Source organism: Psychrobacter sp. P11F6, assembly GCF_001435295.1.
Classification (GTDB): Bacteria; Pseudomonadota; Gammaproteobacteria; order Pseudomonadales; family Moraxellaceae; genus Psychrobacter.
On the sequence record NZ_CM003594.1, the window covers coordinates 1,261,808 to 1,280,111 of the forward strand.

13 protein-coding genes are annotated in these 18,304 nt (G+C 42.2%); 6 read left to right on the forward strand and 7 right to left on the reverse strand.

Annotation, left to right across the window (positions count from 1 at the left end; all coding sequences use genetic code 11):
* Nucleotides 1-125 precede the first annotated feature (125 nt).
* The 3 genes from AK822_RS05260 to AK822_RS05270 all read right to left on the reverse strand — a co-directional run bounded on the left by AK822_RS05260 (nucleotide 126) and on the right by AK822_RS05270 (nucleotide 7,351).
* Nucleotides 126-1,124, reverse strand: a complete 999-nt coding sequence (locus AK822_RS05260; RefSeq protein WP_060490820.1) for a formylglycine-generating enzyme family protein — start codon at nucleotides 1,122-1,124, stop codon at nucleotides 126-128.
* Nucleotides 1,125-1,424: 300 nt separating this feature from the next.
* Complete coding sequence (locus AK822_RS05265; protein WP_060490821.1) at nucleotides 1,425-2,402, reverse strand: formylglycine-generating enzyme family protein; 978 nt, start codon at nucleotides 2,400-2,402, stop codon at nucleotides 1,425-1,427.
* A gap of 305 nt (nucleotides 2,403-2,707) precedes the next feature.
* Nucleotides 2,708-7,351 (reverse strand): AAA domain-containing protein, encoded by a 4,644-nt coding sequence (locus AK822_RS05270; RefSeq protein WP_060490822.1) that lies wholly within the window; start codon nucleotides 7,349-7,351, stop codon nucleotides 2,708-2,710.
* 391 nt (nucleotides 7,352-7,742) lie between these two features.
* Here AK822_RS05270 and AK822_RS05275 point away from each other — a divergent pair, with 391 nt between their 5' ends.
* The 3 genes from AK822_RS05275 (at nucleotide 7,743) to AK822_RS05285 (ending at nucleotide 10,375) form a co-directional block, all read left to right on the forward strand.
* Complete coding sequence (locus AK822_RS05275; RefSeq protein WP_060490823.1) at nucleotides 7,743-8,990, forward strand: NAD(P)/FAD-dependent oxidoreductase; 1,248 nt, start codon at nucleotides 7,743-7,745, stop codon at nucleotides 8,988-8,990.
* Between the two features lie 59 nt (nucleotides 8,991-9,049).
* Complete coding sequence (locus tag AK822_RS05280; RefSeq protein ID WP_045446934.1) at nucleotides 9,050-9,388, forward strand: RidA family protein; 339 nt, start codon at nucleotides 9,050-9,052, stop codon at nucleotides 9,386-9,388.
* 246 nt (nucleotides 9,389-9,634) lie between these two features.
* Nucleotides 9,635-10,375: an IS5 family transposase gene (locus AK822_RS05285; RefSeq protein ID WP_060490824.1), complete on the forward strand. Its 741-nt coding sequence runs from the start codon at nucleotides 9,635-9,637 to the stop codon at nucleotides 10,373-10,375.
* A gap of 473 nt (nucleotides 10,376-10,848) precedes the next feature.
* Here AK822_RS05285 and AK822_RS05295 read toward each other — a convergent pair whose 3' ends face one another.
* Entirely contained in the window at nucleotides 10,849-11,661 is an 813-nt protein-coding gene (locus AK822_RS05295) for an enoyl-CoA hydratase (protein ID WP_060490825.1), read from the reverse strand.
* Nucleotides 11,662-11,863: 202 nt separating this feature from the next.
* Nucleotides 11,864-12,364 (reverse strand): lactoylglutathione lyase family protein, encoded by a 501-nt coding sequence (locus AK822_RS05300; protein ID WP_045446885.1) that lies wholly within the window; start codon nucleotides 12,362-12,364, stop codon nucleotides 11,864-11,866.
* A 107-nt stretch (nucleotides 12,365-12,471) separates the two neighbouring features.
* Here AK822_RS05300 and AK822_RS05305 point away from each other — a divergent pair, with 107 nt between their 5' ends.
* Nucleotides 12,472-13,341 (forward strand): LysR family transcriptional regulator, encoded by an 870-nt coding sequence (locus tag AK822_RS05305; RefSeq protein WP_060490826.1) that lies wholly within the window; start codon nucleotides 12,472-12,474, stop codon nucleotides 13,339-13,341.
* Between the two features lie 188 nt (nucleotides 13,342-13,529).
* A complete protein-coding gene (locus AK822_RS05310) occupies nucleotides 13,530-14,426 on the forward strand; it encodes a tetratricopeptide repeat protein (RefSeq protein ID WP_167541669.1) in 897 nt (298 codons plus the stop codon).
* Between the two features lie 39 nt (nucleotides 14,427-14,465).
* Here the strand turns inward: AK822_RS05310 and AK822_RS05315 are convergent, their stop codons facing one another.
* Nucleotides 14,466-15,602 (reverse strand): glycerate kinase, encoded by a 1,137-nt coding sequence (locus AK822_RS05315; protein WP_060490828.1) that lies wholly within the window; start codon nucleotides 15,600-15,602, stop codon nucleotides 14,466-14,468.
* A gap of 20 nt (nucleotides 15,603-15,622) precedes the next feature.
* Nucleotides 15,623-16,981 carry a GntP family permease gene (locus AK822_RS05320; protein ID WP_060490829.1) on the reverse strand — a complete coding sequence of 453 codons (1,359 nt, stop codon included), beginning with the start codon at nucleotides 16,979-16,981 and terminating at the stop codon, nucleotides 15,623-15,625.
* Between the two features lie 226 nt (nucleotides 16,982-17,207).
* Between AK822_RS05320 and cobT the strand changes: the two genes are divergently transcribed.
* Nucleotides 17,208-18,260: a nicotinate-nucleotide--dimethylbenzimidazole phosphoribosyltransferase gene (cobT, locus tag AK822_RS05325; protein WP_060490830.1), complete on the forward strand. Its 1,053-nt coding sequence runs from the start codon at nucleotides 17,208-17,210 to the stop codon at nucleotides 18,258-18,260.
* The last annotated feature ends 44 nt before the right edge of the window (nucleotides 18,261-18,304 follow it).

Genomic DNA, 18,304 nt, shown 5'->3' on the forward strand with positions numbered 1-18,304 from the left:
TGAATTTTATACAGCCAAAAATCCGCAACGCTTCGATGTCAGTATCTTAAACTCTAGAGACAAACCAGCTGATGGTATTTACCAAGCTTAAGGTATACCGCAATAAAAAAGTGTTGCACAAGTGATTAGTTTATCGCTTGTGTACTATTAGCCACGCAGCGAGCTGAGGTACTATAATCATAATTGCTCTTACCTTCGTGCTCTTTCTTTTCAGACTCATCAGTAGGCGTAGTTGGCAAACGTTTTATTCGCATGATAGTAATTGACCCATTGGCTAGAATGTTTTGTGCCGAACCCCAATCAGCATTGACAGAGCGTACCACTTTCTCCGTTCCTGTCTTAGGGCCTTGCGGATTGTGTTCAGGACTATTGGCATAATAATCCTCGCTATACCAGTCAGTCATCCATTCAAGATTTTGATTGGTCATGTCATACAGTCCTAATGGATTCGGCGGGTATAAACCGACAGTAGTTATAGCTAGGCTGGTTCGATACTTATCTGAAAGATTTGACTTTTCATCAAACGTCCATATATTACGCCCACCGTTTATGTGACCGTTATCAGTTGGGAACAGTACATACTTACCACGATTGCGTGCGGCATATTCCCACTGTGCTTCAGTCGATAGATTCATGGGTACGTCCAACTGCTGCCCGAGCCATTGGCAGTAATTTTGGGCCGTCTGCCAATTGATGCCAGCAGCGGCATTATCAAGGCGTACCTTAATGTTGTATTTTTGCATTCCTACTTTTTCTTGTCCCGTTGCCATACTATAGATATCGAAGTCACTATAAGTCGCTTTATAAGCATTCATGCTAAAACTATCGAGCGTAACCTTGTGCAGTGGTTTATTGTCTCTTTCGCTCCTAATAGGACCGCCACCATTGATAGTCACTTTAGAGCCGAAGTCGCCCATCTCATAGCTACCGCCTTCGATAAAACGCATATTCGTTTTTTGCTGCGCTACAAAGTCTGCTAACTGTTGCTGCTCTTCTGTAGTGAGATCAGCTTTGGTTTGCGGCACACCATCGCTATCCACCGAAGTCGCAGGTTCTTTGGCACAAGCAGTTATGGCAAATAGCGGTAAGATAAACAAAGATACGAATAAAGGCTTAAGCGTCATAATAAGCTACAGTGATGTTTTGTTGTGAATTTAGAAGGATTATACTAACAATTTGATGGGATTGTCTGAGTGTAAATATTAAACTACTGTCGATATATTTCGGGTTAATAAAGAGGTTCAAAAACACCGGCGCGTAGTACGATATATTTATCAATCGTGGTAATGTCAATGACTATGAATTTTATGCAGCCAAAAACCCGCAGCACTTTGATGTTAGTATTTTAAATCCAAGAGACAAACCAGTTGATGGCATCTATCATGCTTAAGATATGTTTCGACGCTAACATATTGCACAAATAATTAATTGAGCGCTTGCTGCCTATTAGCGACACAGCGAGCTGAAGTTTGTCGGTTAGGGTTTATTCTTGGGTTATCATCTATCAATGGTGGATTAGGTAAACGCTTGATGCGCATTAATGTAATACTCCCATTGGCCCTTACATTCTGTGCATCTCCCCATTCAACATTGACAGAGCGCACCACTTTTTCAGTGCCTGTCTTAGGGCCTTGGGGATTATGCTCAGGGCTATTGGCATAATAATCCTCGCTATACCAGTCGGTCATCCATTCGTTATTCTGGTTGGTCAGATCATAAAAACCTAATGGACTGGGCGGGTACAGACCTACAATAGGTACCTTAAGAGTAGTATCATATTTACTTGATAATTCATTCAACTCATCGTATGTAGCTATATTACGTCCACCGTTTATCCATCCGTTATCGGTTGGGAATAGCACATATTTGCCACGATTACGTGCGGCATATTCCCATTGTGCTTCCGTTGGCAAGCTCATTGGTACGTCCAACTGCTGACCGAGCCATTGGCAGTAATTTTGGGCCGTTTGCCAGTTGATACCAGCTGCAACATCAACTCCACGTACTCTAGTATTATTTTCTTGCATTCCTACTTTTTCTTGTCCCGTTGCCATACTATAGATATCGAAGTCACTATAAGTCGCTTTATAAGCATTCATGCTAAAGCTATCGAGCGTTACTTTATGAAGTGGCTTATTGTCACTTTCACTCCTGATAGGACCACCATCATTGATAGTCACTTTAGAACCAAAGTCACCCATCTCATAGCTACCGCCTTCAATAAAGCGCATATTCTCTTTTTGCTGGGCTACAAAGTTAGCTAGTTGCTGCTGTTCAGCATCGGTTAAATTGTCTCGAGTTTTCGGGATGCCGTCGCTATCAACCGAAGGCTCTTTGGCATAGGCAGTCATAGTAAATAGCGGCAAGATAAACAAAGATACGAATAAAGGCTTAAGCGTCATAACAGGCTACAGTGATATTTTGTTGAGAATTTAAGGAAATTATACTAATAATTTTATGGGATTGTCTGAACATAAAAAGCGAATTAATATCGATATTTATTAAGTTGATAAAACACAATTCCAAAGTATGATATCTGGTGCCTTATCGTCATCCAGTATTTATCAAGCAACGGTTGTAGAGCACTGTTCAGTATCTGTAGATGATTCATACTCGTTTTTCAATGTTTGAGCCTGACTTTGATATCGTTTATGTTCCTGATATTTAAGTGTCTACCAACTCGCTGGATACGACTATCTTTTACGGTTTATAATTCTTCAACCGTAGTGACGATTCTAGATTCAACATACGAGCTGCTATGTGCCGTGTCGGTAGTGATTGGATAAATCTCTAAGCGTTCCAATTCTGCTAATAAATCTTGGATGACTTCTTTTTTACGAGTGACAAAAGTAGAGGCAAAGCAGCGCCAAAATTTCCAGCCAGCACGCTCCAAAATACGCTGACGTTGCATATCGCTGTCCCACTTATCAGAGCCATGATATCTATCACCATCACATTCAATGGCTAGGCTGTTGTCGTTTTCACCTTCGACTACCATATCGATTCGGTAGGCACCTGCTTTAACCTGTGGAACCACTCGATAGCCTCTCTCCACCAGAAGATCAAAGACTTCCGTTTCAAAGGGAGACTCACATTTTTGACGCGAATCAGAGACTTCTTCCTCATCTTGCATGAATGGTGCTTGAAAGTGTTTAATAAGCTCTGCTCGGTAGTAATCGGCTTGGCTTAGTTCATCCAGTTCAATACTACGTACTAAATACATTCTATCGCGCGCTCTTGAAGCAGCGACATTCATCCGCTGGGCGAAAGTGTCTCTCGTTTGTGCATGGGCCGCTCCGGGTACCACTACCAATGACAAAAACATGATATCGCGCTCTTTACCTTGAAAGGTTCTGGCATCACCGCAAGCGATGTCAAAAGCAGTCATTACCGCTTCATCTAGTTCTTTGTTGAGTATCTCCATAATATTATGTGCTTGCTTATTGCCTAGCAACGAGACAACACCGATGGTTTTACCTTTGTAAGCTGGATCAGAAACGATGAACTTGATTTCATCGACGATAAATCTGACTTCTGAAGGATTAATATCAGAGCCTTTAAGACGATAGCCATCGGTGACATAAACATCAATCAATGGTGGGTCTAAGCGCTCTGAGGGTTTTGCTTTACGCAAAGGTATCAGCTCATGATTGTAAAACTCACGTTTTGAGAACTCAATAATAGGTGCAACACTGCGAAAATGTTCTTTTAGCATCACACTGCTATCTGCAAAAACGACTTTGAATAAATCGTAGATTGAACGATCAGGTGACATTTGTGAGCGATAAACAGGGACTTGATTGCTCAAATACTGTGCCATCAGGTTACGAATTTTTTCGATATCGAGACCGACGCCTTCTGGCGACACTTGCTTATCGTCACCAACGATTAGCACTTTTTTGGCTCTCATAATGGCTGGCAATGCCGTTAAGTCAGATTGAGAGGCCTCATCGATGATAACCAAGTCAAAACTGCCAAATTCTGCTGGCAAGGATTCAGAAATGCGATAATGCGGCATAATCCAACACGGGATAGCAGCACTTGCTCCTGCAGAGGCTTCGCGCGCTTCACTGCGATAATAGTGCGCTCCTTTACCGGTTCCTTTACCGATACGCATAATAGCAGAGCGGTATTTTTCTAAAGAGGCTCTCACGTTTGGTGTCGCATTTTCTGCAACTTTTAGCCATGCTCTTTTGGTAATTGCTTCTTGATAGAGTCTAGTTAAGTTTACTTCTAAATTGCCACGAGTTTTGGCCAGTTGAACCAACTCTTTGCGACCATCGATGCTGTCTATAAAGCTGGTCAATCTAGCAATTCGCCAAATCTGCTGCCAGTTATCAGGCAGTAAGTCGTCAGGTTGCAAGTTATCCGACATATATGTGTCTTGAGGGTTATGACAAGGTTCATAACGCAATTTCTTTGCCCAAAGTGGCGCACCACTGTCTTCTATAAGCTGAGTAACAGCAGTGACTGTCTGTAAGTCTATTGCAAGGTTATTCACGCGTTGCAGCTCATTCAGCAGCTCTTGATAGTCTGTTTGTAATTCATCGTCAGATAAACTCGGATCACCAATATTTTGAGTGACAAAAGCCGTCATTTTTTCACTAATATTGCCTTTACAGTCAGCGAGTTTATTAAGTAAGGTCTCTTTTAACGTGAGACTTTCAGCCAGACTATGTCTTTTTAAATGTTGTGTAAGAACAATTTCAATCTCAGCCAAAATACCTGTGTCATAAGATGCTGCAGAAATAACACTCCAATCTGTGAATATAGTGCTTAAGGCCTGTTTGATACTGTGTTGTAAGTTGTTACTATCAATGATTTCATCGTATAGATGAACGGCTGAATGTAACGCAGACAGATTATTAGGTAATACCTCAAATATTGGTAAGGAAAGCTCATTTGATAGGGCGTTCCATCGAAGGATAAGTGCTTGAGATTTTTTTCTAAACGCTATAAAGCTAGATATATACTGCCAGTCTGCCGTACTTGATGGTGCTGACGAGACTATCGTAATAGACTCAAGGCTTTTCTTTTCAGCAGATTTGCCAAAAATCCCAGCGAGACCAAATGGCTTTTTGCCTTCAGATAAATTTTTCACCGCGTCAACGAGCTCTGGATTTTTATCAAAAGCATCAGCCATTGTAATAGGTTTGGTTAAATAAATGGTTCTCTCATCAAAAAGCACTTTGATTTCATCGTTCAGTATAGTGAGATGAGCGATGATGTCTTGCTTAGTCTCGTTAGCTAGATGCTGCTGAATATCCGTCGTCCAGCCCTGCCCAGCCGCGACAATTTTTTGTAGCAGGTCAGTCAAACGAGATGTACTAGCAGTGATTTCCTGAGCAATATTTATCGTACTAGCACTATCATTGATTAAGCTTGGTAGCGCTCCTTGCTGTTCAGCTGCTTGCGACTCATTGAGATAGCTCAAATCCTTATGAAGTTGCTTGATAGCGTTGGTAGGCGGCATGTCTGCAATGTCAGGAATTTTTTTATTAAGATAACCCAAATCATTGCGGAGATTTACTCTTGCATCTTTTAGCGCTGTGATATCAGCATGAGTAAATCGAGGTTTAAAGGTCTCTTCGATACCCAACTTATCGGGAAAGCTTTCGGTAAGCTGTCTGTTTTGAGCAACCTCAGTCGCAGCATCTATGGGCTTGATCGTTTCATTGTCGATAGTGATGTCATCAAGGTTTAACCGTGCCCAAGCCGTGATTTTATGATCAGTGCTTGCGAGCTGTGCATGAATGGTGTCAATTTGATTGTCAAACATGACAATGTCTTTTTTGTAGGCCTCGCGATTGATACTAGATACTTCGCTCGATATTTTTTTGATGGTATGTTCAAACTGCTTTAACCCTTCGTTTTCACTGGTCAGTAGGCTAACGGCGAGCGGGCGAATAGATTCAGGCAGTTGTCCTTGTAGTACCTTTAGCGCGGGGTCTTTCATCGACGTGACTAATACTCGCTTACCCAGCGCTAAGTAATGACAAATGACATTGGCAATGGTGTGGGTCTTACCTGTGCCGGGCGGGCCTTGAACGACCACCCCATCGTGAACATCTAGCTGCTGTATGATTTGTACTTGTTCATCGTTGAACGCTTTGGGGAAATATAGCTCGGCTGGCGTGCCGATATAGCTATCACTGCCACTCACCATAGACAAACCACGATAAGCAGGCAGTATATATTCTTTGTTTTCTGTAGCAGGCTCTGTCAGCATTGCCTTAAGGGCGCTCGGTAAATCAATGTCAGTGACGGATTCTAGCTGAATGGATAAGTTATTTAAGTCTTGCAAAAAGATATTGTTACTTCTAGGACGCGCCATAATGACCCATGTGTCAGTAACAATCAGGTTGTTTTGCGCTTTAGGGATTTTTCGATCATCTGCACTAGTATGATCTGGTTGATAAACGCCAGAGGAATCAAGCAAAGTAACGGCTGACTTTAAGATAGGCTCATAGCTACTTGGCAAAAAAGGACTTAAGGACACATCTTCTGAATCATAAAAATCTTTGCTGTTCTTTAATAACTTAGCCAAACCCTGATTTTCTTCTATAGAAAAAGGCTCCGTTTCAAGCGTGGGAGCAGATAAGGTAGGCTTGATGAGTAATGCCATTGTCTTTTGATCTAATGTGATTTCAACAGATTGCGTCAATAGTGGATACTTTATCTGTTTACTACTTTGCTCATCGTCCGTGCTTTTTTGTATGGCAATACCCACACCCCACACCAACTCTAACTGTGCATCAGCGAGATTGCCCTGAAGCTGTTGGTTAAGCATGAATAGACTGGAATACAAAGCAATGCTTTGGCGAACGAGTTTCTCTTCTGCTAGCCAAGGTTTCCAAACGTCTTTGAGGTATGTATTGAATTCATCTCGTACAGCATCTCTTGCAGGAAAATCTCTTAAATAAATCTCTGCTTGTAATGGCTCCTCTACCTCTAATGATTCATTTGTATAATTATTTTCAACTTCAAACGGAGTGAATACGTCTGTAGCGCCCGAGGACAACAGACCATCATCTATGAATGATTGCACAGATGTCTTTTCTTTTAGTGACGGTGGTTCGTTAAATTTGGCTGGAAATACTAACCAATGTGCTAACAGTGAGCTACTAGGTTTAGGTGCTGAGTTTTCACGCAATCGCTCTAAACGAAGCCAAACGTCCTCTGAGGTATCGTCGGCGATGTTAAGGTTGATACCCGGTAAGCCTAATAATTGCTCCTCAGTACAAGTGAAATCACTGTGTTTAGCAAAATCTTGAGTAGGCGCTTTTTTCATCAAAGCACACTGCTTGATGAACTCAATTTGAGAGGCCAGTCTTTGTGCGTAAATACTCATTTGTTAAACCTTCTAAATCATCAAAATATTAGCCCTGACCTCACTGGCACATCATAAATACTGTTTATCAAATTTTATAATTAAAATGCTTAGGCGGCTGATCATTTCTAAATTAAAAAAAGACCAAACTATAGCACAGAAATTGATAGCACTAAGTCGCATCTAGTATTTTTAAAAATGATGGCTAATCATTACTATTTTATCAACCAAACTCTCATTATTCCTATCAAAAATACCTTTTCAAAAACCCCATAACCAAAAGTATTTAATAGCAAAAATATTTATGAGATTGGGGTTTAATATTCAGCTCAATGCGTTACTATTACCACCTTATTCCGTTAGACCCTCATATTTGATACTTTGTATTAACACCATAAGAAAAGGATAGGTTATGCGCTATGAAGTGATCGTTATCGGTGCAGGTATGGTTGGCACGTCAGTCGCGTGGCATTTACAAAAAAATAATTCAAAAGTGCTGATGTTAGACAAGAAGTTGCCAGGGTCAGAGACCTCGTATGGCAATGCAGGATTGATTCAGCGCGAAGCCATTCATACCCATCCTTTTCCTCGTCAACTGACTGAGATGATCCGAGTATTGCCGAACCAAGGCACTGATATTCGCTATCGTATCCCAGCAATTTTGCGTTATCACCAAGCGCTGCTACAGTACTGGAAATACTCTACGCCCGCTTCGGTCAAAAAAATAGAATCAGAATGGCAGACGTTGATCGCGCATTGTACCAGTGAACATCAAACGATGATTTCAGCCTCTGGTGCTGACGAGCTAATTACTCGTGATGGCTGGTTGCAATTGCATCGTTCTGAAGACACCTTCAAAGAAGCACAAGCATCAGCCATTGATGCGCGCAATCAAGGCGTGGAGCATAATGTACTAAACCTTGAAGCGCTAAAAGCCATGGAGCCTAGCGCTAATTTTGAAGGTTTCGTTGGTGCGATTCATTGGAAAAACTCTTGGCAAGTGTCAAACCCAAGCTCCCTCGTAAAAGCCTATGCGAAAAATTTCCAAGAGATGGGCGGTACAATTAAAGAGAGCGATGTAAAAGAAATCGTACAAGATGGTGAAGGTTGGAAAATCATCACTGATAATGACACTTATTATAGTGATAAGTTGGTCATTGCAGCGGGTCCATGGTCGAATGACTTGATCAGACCACTGGGTTACAATCTGCCATTGTTCCCAATGCGTGGTTATCATCAGCATTTCAAAGTAACAGAAAAAAATACCATCAATCACAGCATGTTCGATATGGACAAAGGCTTTGTGATGGGTCCAATGCAGCAAGGCATCCGTATCACGACTGGTGCTGAGATGACTACGATGGATGCACCAAAGAACTTTGGTCAATTAAAAACGGTTCTGAAGCTGGCAAGAAAAATCTTACCATTAGAAGATGCGGTTGAGAGTGAAGCATGGGCAGGATCACGTCCTTGTATGCCTGATATGAAGCCAGTTATTGGTCCTGCAGACAAGCATGAAAAACTATGGTTTGCCTTTGGTCACAGTCATCAAGGCTTTACTTTAGGGCCTATGACAGGACGTCTCGTTGAAGAGATGATTCATGACAAGCCATTATTAGTAGATGTTGCGCCATTCAGTGCCCAGCGTTTTTCTAATTAACAGCGCATTTGACAGATTTAGCACAGACTTAAATTAATAAATTGAAGGTATATAACATGATAAAGAAGCTGCATAGCAATCAACGTATGAGCAAAACTGTAATCCATAATCAGACTATTTATTTATGTGGTCAGGTAGGTAATGCAGAAGACGAAATCAAAGCGCAAACATTGACTTGTTTGGAAAAAATCCAAACGTTGTTAGAAGAAGTGGGTAGCGATAAATCAAAACTACTATCAGTAACGGTTTGGATAAAAGACATGGCTGACTTTGCTGCTATGAATGAAGTCTATGACCAGTGGTTTGAAGGCATTCAGCCGCCAGCTCGTGCTTGTGGCGAGTCTGCATTGGCACGTCCTGAGCTGTTGGTTGAGATGATTGCCATCGCCGCTGAGTAATAGTCTGATCTTAGTAGTTGTATTAAATAAAAAAGGCCATGATAGCGATATCATGGCCTTTTTTTGTTTTCCTGTTTTCTCATAGATTGGTTGTGAGTATATTTTTATAAGCTATCAAAGTAGATTAAGTTATATTTATTCAACTTATGTTTTATAGGGCGTGTTGAACATTGGGAATAAAATAGTAGCAAAAAAATAGCAAACGGTTAGTCTTTAAGTTCTCACACAAAAAAGACATCGTTTGCTATGCCTCGTACAATGCTCAAAGATCAACACTGGACAAGACTAAGACCTATATTACTCTATGACAAAGGGAATCTTAGACAAACCTTTGAAGGCGTATTATATCGGATGCGTGTTGGCTGTCCTTGGCGTGATCTGCCACCTTACTTTGGTAAGCCTAATACCGTCTACAAGGCTTATCAGCGCTGGTTTCGTAGCAATAAACTGATTGCACTGTTCGCTTTATTAACTAAAGACTCAGACTGTGAATGGGTGTTTATCGATGGCACACACATTAAAGCACATCAGCACAGTAATGGTAGCAATGAGGTGGAACAAGCCATTAGTAAAAGTGTGGCAGGACGCGCAACCAAGATTCATTTAGCAGTTGATGCTCATGGCAACCCTATTACTTTTATCCTATCAGATGGCACGACTCACGATGTAAAGGTGGCTCCAGACTTAATTGATGAGATTAATTTAAGTAGTACAGACATACTATGTGCCGATAAGGGCTATGATTCTGATCCACTGCGAGCGCATATTGAACGAGCAGGTTGCTTCAATAATATTCCTCGAAAACAGAATACTAAGTCCACCAATAACCATATGGACTGGCACTTGTACAAGGCTCGACACTTAGTAGAAAATGCTTTTGCTAAGTTAAAAAACTACAGGGCGGTTGCAACTAGATTTGATAAGCTCAAGCAAAGTTATGAGAATACGGTGGCTCTCGCTTGTGCTTATCTTTGGTTGAAACTTTGAATGTTCAACACGCCCTAATATTATGTGTTTCTCACGTTACCTGTTATTATAAGCCAGCAACAATTCTGAGACAGTTAATATATATTGAGAACTTGTAGAGTGCTTTAGCACTAATAGCAGCAATATTATGACTCTCTTTTTTAGCTAATTATAAGTTTGCCTTTTATTAAAGTTTTTGAGGAAATTCACGTGGAATTCATAGGTGTTATTTTACTTGTCATCGCAAGCATCATGTGCATTATTTATAGCATTAAGTTAATTATTATAGCCTTCCAAGAGTCGGTACTCTGGGGGCTGTTATATCTATTTCTTCCATTTGCCAATTTATACTTTATTATCACTCGCTGGGCAGAGTGCAGTTCACCATTTTTGAGATCACTCATAGCCGTTGCATTTATGATTGTGGGCGCTTTGATGGCTTCATAATAATAGCAACGCCATCTTTCTTTAGTCAGAGTATTTTCGTCAAACAGTTAACATCCTTTCCATACGGCTTGACGCTTTTCAATAAAGGCGTCAATACCTTCACTCACATCGTCTGCCATCATATTACAAGTCATCACTTCACTGGCATAGTCATAAGCATCTTCGACGCTCATATTCAATTGCTTATAAAACATATCTTTGCCAGTTCTTACCGCTACTGGAGATTTGGTAGTAATCGCCGTTATCAACGATTGCAAGACTTGCTCTAATTGATCTGCTGGGGCTACTCGATTGATTAATCCATATTGTAAAACAGTATGTGCATCGATAAACTCACCAGTAATGAGCATCTCAAACGCTTGCTTACGAGGTAGGTTGCGACTGACTGCAACGGCAGGCGTAGAGCAAAAAAGCCCAACGTTTATCCCTGAAGTGGCAAATTTGGCTTCATCAGCGGCAACGGCTAAATCACAGGCGGCAACCAGTTGGCACCCTGCTGCTGTCGCGATGCCTTGCACTTTTGCAATCACGACTTGCGGCATACGATTAATAGTGAGCATCATGTGACTGCATTGTTGGAATAGGGCGCGCTGAAAGGCTTCATCTGAATGTGCGCGCATCTCTTTTAGATTGTGACCGGCACAAAACGCTTTACCATTTGCTGCAATGACGACTACACGGATATTGTCATCTTGAGCGATACTGTCCAGTTCCGCTTGTAGCGCAGAGAGTAGCTCAACGGATAAGGCATTGAATTGCTTTGGTCGGTTTAAGGTGAGAGTGACCACGCCACTTTTTCTATCGTCTTTTCTAATAACGGGAAAGTCATCCATGTCTAAGGCAACGTCAGAGTTTGTCATTTATCATCCTTGATAATGGGTTGTTTCGTTTGGTAGATGCTATGTATAGCTACCTAAATAGTAGCATGGCTTACCTCTTATATAATAGGTTGCTCATGTAGAAAGCAGACAAATAAAAATAGCGATCTCATATTCTGAGGTCGCTATTGGTTTATCAGTTAGATACAAGTCAAGGCTGTATTAAGCTGTATTTATCTTAAGCTTAGTACGCGCCTTCGCTATAGATAAGCTCGTAGCTGTGGCTATAAATCTCGACGATGTTGCCGAACGGGTCTTCCATATAAATCATGCGATATGGCTTTTCACCAGGGTAGTAGTAGCGTGGTTTTGCCATACGTTTTTTACCGCCTGCTGCAACTATGCGCTCAGCCAGCTCTTCAACATTTGGATCTTGAACGCAGAAGTGAAAGATACCTGTTTTCCAATACTCAAAGTTGTTTTCAGGGTTTTCTTGATTTTTAAATTCAAAAATCTCAACACCGATACGGTCACCAGTAGATAGGTGAGCAATACGGAAACTGCCCCAACCTGAACCGAATACTTCAGTACACATCTCACCAATCGGGCTATTATCTTCAACAATCTCAGTAGGCTCCATGATGGTGTACCAACCCATCACTTCAGTATAAAATTTTACGGCGGCTTCTAGGTCGGGAACTGAAAGGCCGATGTGCGAAAAACTCCTTGGATAAACGTTGTTCATAGCTTTTGCTCCTGTTAGTTGTACTCTTATTTAACGTGAGGCCAGTATACAAACATACGATTATTATGTAAAATTATCAAATATTATATAAATAATTATGTATCGTAATGATAAATATCACATGGTTGCGCACTTTTTGTGCGCTTGCCGAGTTCGGGCACTTTACTCGTACGGCTGAACGCTTACACATGACCCAATCTGGCGTGAGTCAGCACATACGTAAGCTAGAAGATCAATTGGATACAGACTTACTGATTCGTCAAGGAAAGCAGTTTTCACTGACCAATGCAGGTGAACAGCTCTATAAAGAAGCAGGGGAGATATTGCAGCGCTTATCAAATCTGGAGCAGCGCATCGGTGAAGATCCTCATTATGAAGGGTTGGTACGTTTGATGTCGCCTGGTAGTGTGGGACTCAAGCTATATTCGCAGCTTTTGACCTTACAACAGCAGCATCCAAAGCTAGTGATTGATTATCGCTTTGCTCCAAATTCTGATATAGAGAAGGCACTGGCAAGCCATGAGATTGACATTGGCTTTATGACGGATGTCTCAGATGATGAGACAGTCAGTTGTAAGTCTATGGCTCAAGAAGCGCTAATATTAGTGACACCTTCAACTACGGTAGAGCCGAGCTGGGAGCATCTCACCGAGCTTGGCTTTATTGATCATCCAGATGGTGCCCATCATGCAGGTATGCTGCTAAGCGCTAATTATCCTGAATTCCAGCACATCAATGATTTTGAGAAAAAAGGCTTTTCGAATCAGATAGGATTAATCTTAGAGCCAGTGAGTAGGGGTATAGGCTTTACCGTGCTACCTGCGCATGCAGTGGCTGCTTATCAAAAGCCTGAGCTTATTAAAAGCCATCATCTGCCTGTTGCCGTTAGCGAGACGCTATATCTTGCGGTAAGACGACAGCATGCACTCTCTAATAGAATGCACACGGTCATTGATGAAGTAAAAAAATGGTTATAGCATTGATACATGAATAATTAGCCTTACATTTTGTTTGTCATACAGTTTGGCTAGCAACAGTATCTATATATGAACGTGAAACACGCCATAATTTATTTAGATATATTTTCGATTTATGCTACATCTATGGACTCATAATGAATATACAGCTATTAAAAAAGACATACTTTAATATCGTAATGATTTATATGATAGCTGGACTATCAATACCTGCTATTGCCGAAGATTCAGTGTTGATAAGTGATTTGGCTACTATTGAGTCGCTTGCACGGCAAGGAAATGCTATTGCTCAGTATAATTTGGGAGTTATGTATGCAGCAGGTTCAGATGTCGAGCAAGATAATGTCAAAGCTTTTGAGTGGTTGAATAAAGCTGCCAGTCAAGGATTAGCTGAAGCGCAATATAATATCGGCGTTATGTACGATCAAGGTATAGCCGTACCACAAAGCCATGAAAAAGCCTTTACCTACTATAGCCATTCTGCTAAACAAGGCTATAGCAGAGCCCAATATAATCTTGGTAATCTTTACTCTAAAGGTGAAGGTGTCGTTCAAAACGATATCAGCGCCCTTGAACATTGGCAACAGGCAGCGGCGCAAAATAACAAGTTAGCACAGTTTAATTTAGGAATTGCTTATGCCGATGCTAAAGGTGTCCCCAAAGATAATATAGCAGCGTTTAAATGGTACAAAAAATCTGCTGAACAAGGCGTTGCTGGTGCTCAATTTAATTTAGGTGTTCTGTATCAGCAGGGTCAAGGGGTTTCTAAAAATAACGTAAAAGCGGCTGAATGGTTCGAAAAAGCAGCTAAGCAAGGCATGGCAGAAGCTCAGTTTAACCTTGGTTTTATGTATTACAAAGGCGAGGGTGTAAAATTAGACTATAGCAAAGCAGCGCATTGGTTTGAAAGCTATAGTCAGCTAGGATATCAAGACGTGCAAAATGAGTTAGCAAAAATTTATATTCTAAGTGATGGTGTCTATGGCGATAGAGTAGGTGGGTTAGCAGGGTTAAAGCGTATCTGTGACACTGGCATCCAGAAATATTGTGATATGTATACAGAATGGAGCCAAAAAACAGATTGAATGGTTTGGCTCTGTTCTGCTTTGAAATGATAAAAACATCTATCTCATCTTAATACCTAAGTGCATAGCAGCAGCGATATTGACAGCAGTCGTTTCAATATTGTCATAAGCCTGACTCAGTACGTTTTCAATGGTATCTACTTTTTGAATACTGGGCATGATGACCTCGAACTGGCTAGTTTGCGCAGGTTTGAGTCCGTCAACACTGCCGCAGATAGCGATAACAGGTGTATGGCTAGCCTTGGCGATTTGACTGATACCACCTGCCACTTTACCCATGGCTGTTTGCGCATCTAGCTTGCCTTCACCAGTGATAACGAGATCAGCCTCTGCAATATGCTGTGACAGGTGAGCCACCTCAGCAACTGTGTCAAAGCCTGATTTTAGCTGAGCTTGAAAGAATGTCATCATCGCGTAGCCAAGACCACCAGCTGCTCCAGCGCCTTCGACATGTTGGCAGTCCTCATAACCGTGATGACCGCACATGGTGGCAAAGTGACTGAGTGCTTTGTCTAAGGCTTTTACTTGCTCTGCACAAGCGCCTTTTTGTGGACCAAACACTGCGCTCGCACCCAAAAGACCACATAATGGATTGGTCACATCACAAGCGACTTCAAATACTGTGTCTAATACCTTTGCATGAATATTTATATTATCAAGCCTATGTAGGCTGGCAAGTGCACCACCACCATGAGTGAGTAGAGTGTCATTGATATCGTGAAATGTGATGCCTAATGCCATTAGCATGCCAAGACCTGCATCATTGGTTGCGCTACCACCTAGACCAATCACGATGCGTTTAGCCCCTTCTTCTAACGCATCAGCAATCAGCTCGCCGACACCGTAACTGCTAGCAATGACAGGATTGCGTTCATCGCTTGTCAGTAGATGCAATCCGCACGCTTGAGCAACTTCGATGACAGCCGTAGCGTCGGGCAATAACAAATACTTTGCCGTTATCGGTCTCATCAGTGGATCATTGACCATCACTTCTTTCCAGCGTCCACCCAATACATAAGACAGTACCGCAGATGTGCCTTCGCCGCCATCAGCCATCGGCAATAGCTTATAATCAGCCTCTGGAAACACTTGACTGAAGCCAGATTGAATGGCGCGGCAAACATCCAGTGCGTCTAAGCTTTCTTTAAATGAGTCGGGAGCAATTAAAATTTTCATGAATGTCTCTTTGAATCTCTTTAAATAAATACCAAGGTTAATAGCCAGATAAAGACGATGCTGGTCACGCCTTGAATACCCGTTGCCATAGAATGGGCTTTGTAAGCCTGCGCCACACTCATACGACTAAACTGACTGACAATCCAAAAAAAGCTGTCATTGGCGTGCGAGATAGTCATGGCACCTGCACCAATGGCCATCACACAGAATACGCGACCAAGCTCACTGTCGAGACCAATTTGATCCAATAACGGCGCGACCATCGCAGAGGTGGTGACCAAGGCGACTGTGGTCGAGCCTTGTGCCGTTTTTAACGCAGCAGAGACAATGAATGGCATAAAAATACCAAGCCCTAACGCAGATAGCGTTGTGCCCAAATAGTCGCCAATCGGTGTGACCTTTAGCATGGCACCAAATGCACCACCTGCGCCAGTAATCAATAAGATAGGCGCGGCTACGACCAAACCTTGAGAGATACTGTCGCTAATTTGCTGTGTTTTTTGCTCAGTATTAATTAGCAAGAAAGACAAGAATAAACCAATCAGTAATGCCGTGAGTGGATTGCCGATAAATACTAAAATATCTGTCAACGTGCCACTGCCAAATGGCGCACTTGGGAAGTTCGCAACAGACGATAAGCAAATTAATAGGATAGGGACAATAATAGGCAAAAACGCCATTGTTGCGGATGGCATGCTGCTATAGTCGTCGCGTGTCTTCATGTTCTCAGGCAAAGTCGCTGCTGGCGCGTCCATTGCATCGATATTGTCGGGAGCGACATTCAAGAAGCGATTGGACCACCACCAGCCAGCCAATACAGCAACCGCTGTCACCACCACACCGACCATGATGACCAAACCTAAATTGGACTCTAGTCCTAAGTTACCTGCTGCGGCAATTGGACCTGGGGTTGGCGGTACAAAGGTATGAGTTGCGTATAAGCCTGTCGCTAAGGCTATGCTCATCGCTACACTGGATACGTGTAAACGCTCGGCCAATGTTTCTTTTAATGAGTTTAAAATAATATAGCCAGAGTCACAGAATACTGGTACTGAAACCACAGCACCAACGATGGACATGGTCAAAGTAGGGAAGCGTGGTCCCAAAACTTTGATGACCGTTTCTGCCATTACAATGGCAGCACCTGTTTTTTCAAGGATTAGCCCAATGATAGTACCAAAGACAATAACCAGACCGATGTAACCTAAAATACCGCCAAAGCCATCAGAGATGGTTTTAGCAACGGTATTAAGCGGTACTTGGTAAAATAGCGCTACTAAAAAGGCTGATAATATCAATACTAAAAAAGGATGCCACTTTAACTTTGCTGTGGCAAAAATAATAAAAAGAATGGTCAGCACAAGCCAAAATACGATCATTACTGTCTCTACATGTAGGGTTGATAGCGATAATTGTGGATGCTGCTACTGAGCTATTATTTCATTAATAGCAGCATCAATAGGTATATGGATTTTTAAAGGGGCATATTCTATAGTAAATACAAGCTGCTAGGGAATCTATTCGGCTCATATTTGATTTTATTCATGGTAAAGCTTAGATACTCTGCTAGTATGTGCTTTTTGCTTCACACGTACCATTATCAGGATGCCTACCTTGACCATATTTACTGCGCCTACTATAGCCAATATAGAAAATGATGAATTACGTCTGCAGCTACAGCAGATTATAGACCTAAAAACCAAGCCGCTGGGCGCGCTTGGGCGAATAGAGGCAATCGCTGTGCAGTTGGGCATGATTCAAGGAACGATCACACCGCATATTGAGCAAGCGCAAATACGAGTGTTTGCGGCAGACCATGGTTTAACTAAGCATGGTATATCAGCGTTTCCTAGTGCTGTCACTGCGCAAATGGTTCATAACTTTTTGCAAGGCGGTGCCGCCATCAACGTACTGGCACGCCAGCATAATATTGAGTTAAAGGTTGTTGACGCTGGGGTGGATGCCGACTTTGCTCCTCATCCAAAATTGCTGGATTACAAGGTTCGCCATGGTAGCCGAGACGCGCTAACAGAGCCTGCAATGACAGAAATAGAGTGTTTAGCAGCGCTAGAAAACGGCATGAAAGTCGTCAAGAATCTAGCGGGTAATTTGTTGATTGTTGGGGAGATGGGTATTGGTAATACTTCGGCGGCGAGTCTCTTGCTGGCGAGATTGGGCAATTTTCCCATTGCTGATTGTATTGGTCGCGGCACAGGGCTTGATGATGCGGGATTAGAGCATAAGACGGATATTTTGACGCAAGTATTAGAGCGTCATCAACAGGCACAAGCACCGTTTGATGTACTCGCTGCATTGGGCGGGCTTGAGATTGCCATGATGGCGGGTGCGCTGATTCAGGCTGCTAGTGAACGGCGTATTCTCCTGATTGATGGTTTTATTGCCAGTAGCGCATTATTGGTGGCTGAACGCCTAGCGCCCGGTGTTGCTCAATACGCGGTCTTTGCTCATCATTCTGTTGAGCCGGGGCACGCGCATTTATTGAAATCACTAAATGCTGAGCCTTTACTTAATATGGGCATGCGCTTAGGCGAGGGTAGCGGGGCTGCGCTCGCGTATCCATTGTTGCAATCCGCTTGCGCCATTATCAATGAGATGGCAAGCTTTAGTGACGCCGGTATCAGTGAGCAAAACAACTGATGTCACAATCATTAAACAAACCATCAAATCAGCCATCCTCGCCT

Coding starts and splice junctions, on each gene's coding strand:
- AK822_RS05260 (WP_060490820.1), bottom strand. CDS start 1,124: ATGACGCTTAAGCCTTTATTCGTATCTTTGTTTATCTTACCGCTATTT.
- AK822_RS05265 (WP_060490821.1), bottom strand. CDS start 2,402: ATGACGCTTAAGCCTTTATTCGTATCTTTGTTTATCTTGCCGCTATTT.
- AK822_RS05270 (WP_060490822.1), bottom strand. CDS start 7,351: ATGAGTATTTACGCACAAAGACTGGCCTCTCAAATTGAGTTCATCAAG.
- AK822_RS05275 (WP_060490823.1), top strand. CDS start 7,743: ATGCGCTATGAAGTGATCGTTATCGGTGCAGGTATGGTTGGCACGTCA.
- AK822_RS05285 (WP_060490824.1), top strand. CDS start 9,635: ATGCCTCGTACAATGCTCAAAGATCAACACTGGACAAGACTAAGACCT.
- AK822_RS05295 (WP_060490825.1), bottom strand. CDS start 11,661: ATGACAAACTCTGACGTTGCCTTAGACATGGATGACTTTCCCGTTATT.
- AK822_RS05300 (WP_045446885.1), bottom strand. CDS start 12,364: ATGAACAACGTTTATCCAAGGAGTTTTTCGCACATCGGCCTTTCAGTT.
- AK822_RS05305 (WP_060490826.1), top strand. CDS start 12,472: ATGATAAATATCACATGGTTGCGCACTTTTTGTGCGCTTGCCGAGTTC.
- AK822_RS05310 (WP_167541669.1), top strand. CDS start 13,530: ATGATAGCTGGACTATCAATACCTGCTATTGCCGAAGATTCAGTGTTG.
- AK822_RS05315 (WP_060490828.1), bottom strand. CDS start 15,602: ATGAAAATTTTAATTGCTCCCGACTCATTTAAAGAAAGCTTAGACGCA.
- AK822_RS05320 (WP_060490829.1), bottom strand. CDS start 16,981: ATGATCGTATTTTGGCTTGTGCTGACCATTCTTTTTATTATTTTTGCC.
- cobT (WP_060490830.1), top strand. CDS start 17,208: ATGCCTACCTTGACCATATTTACTGCGCCTACTATAGCCAATATAGAA.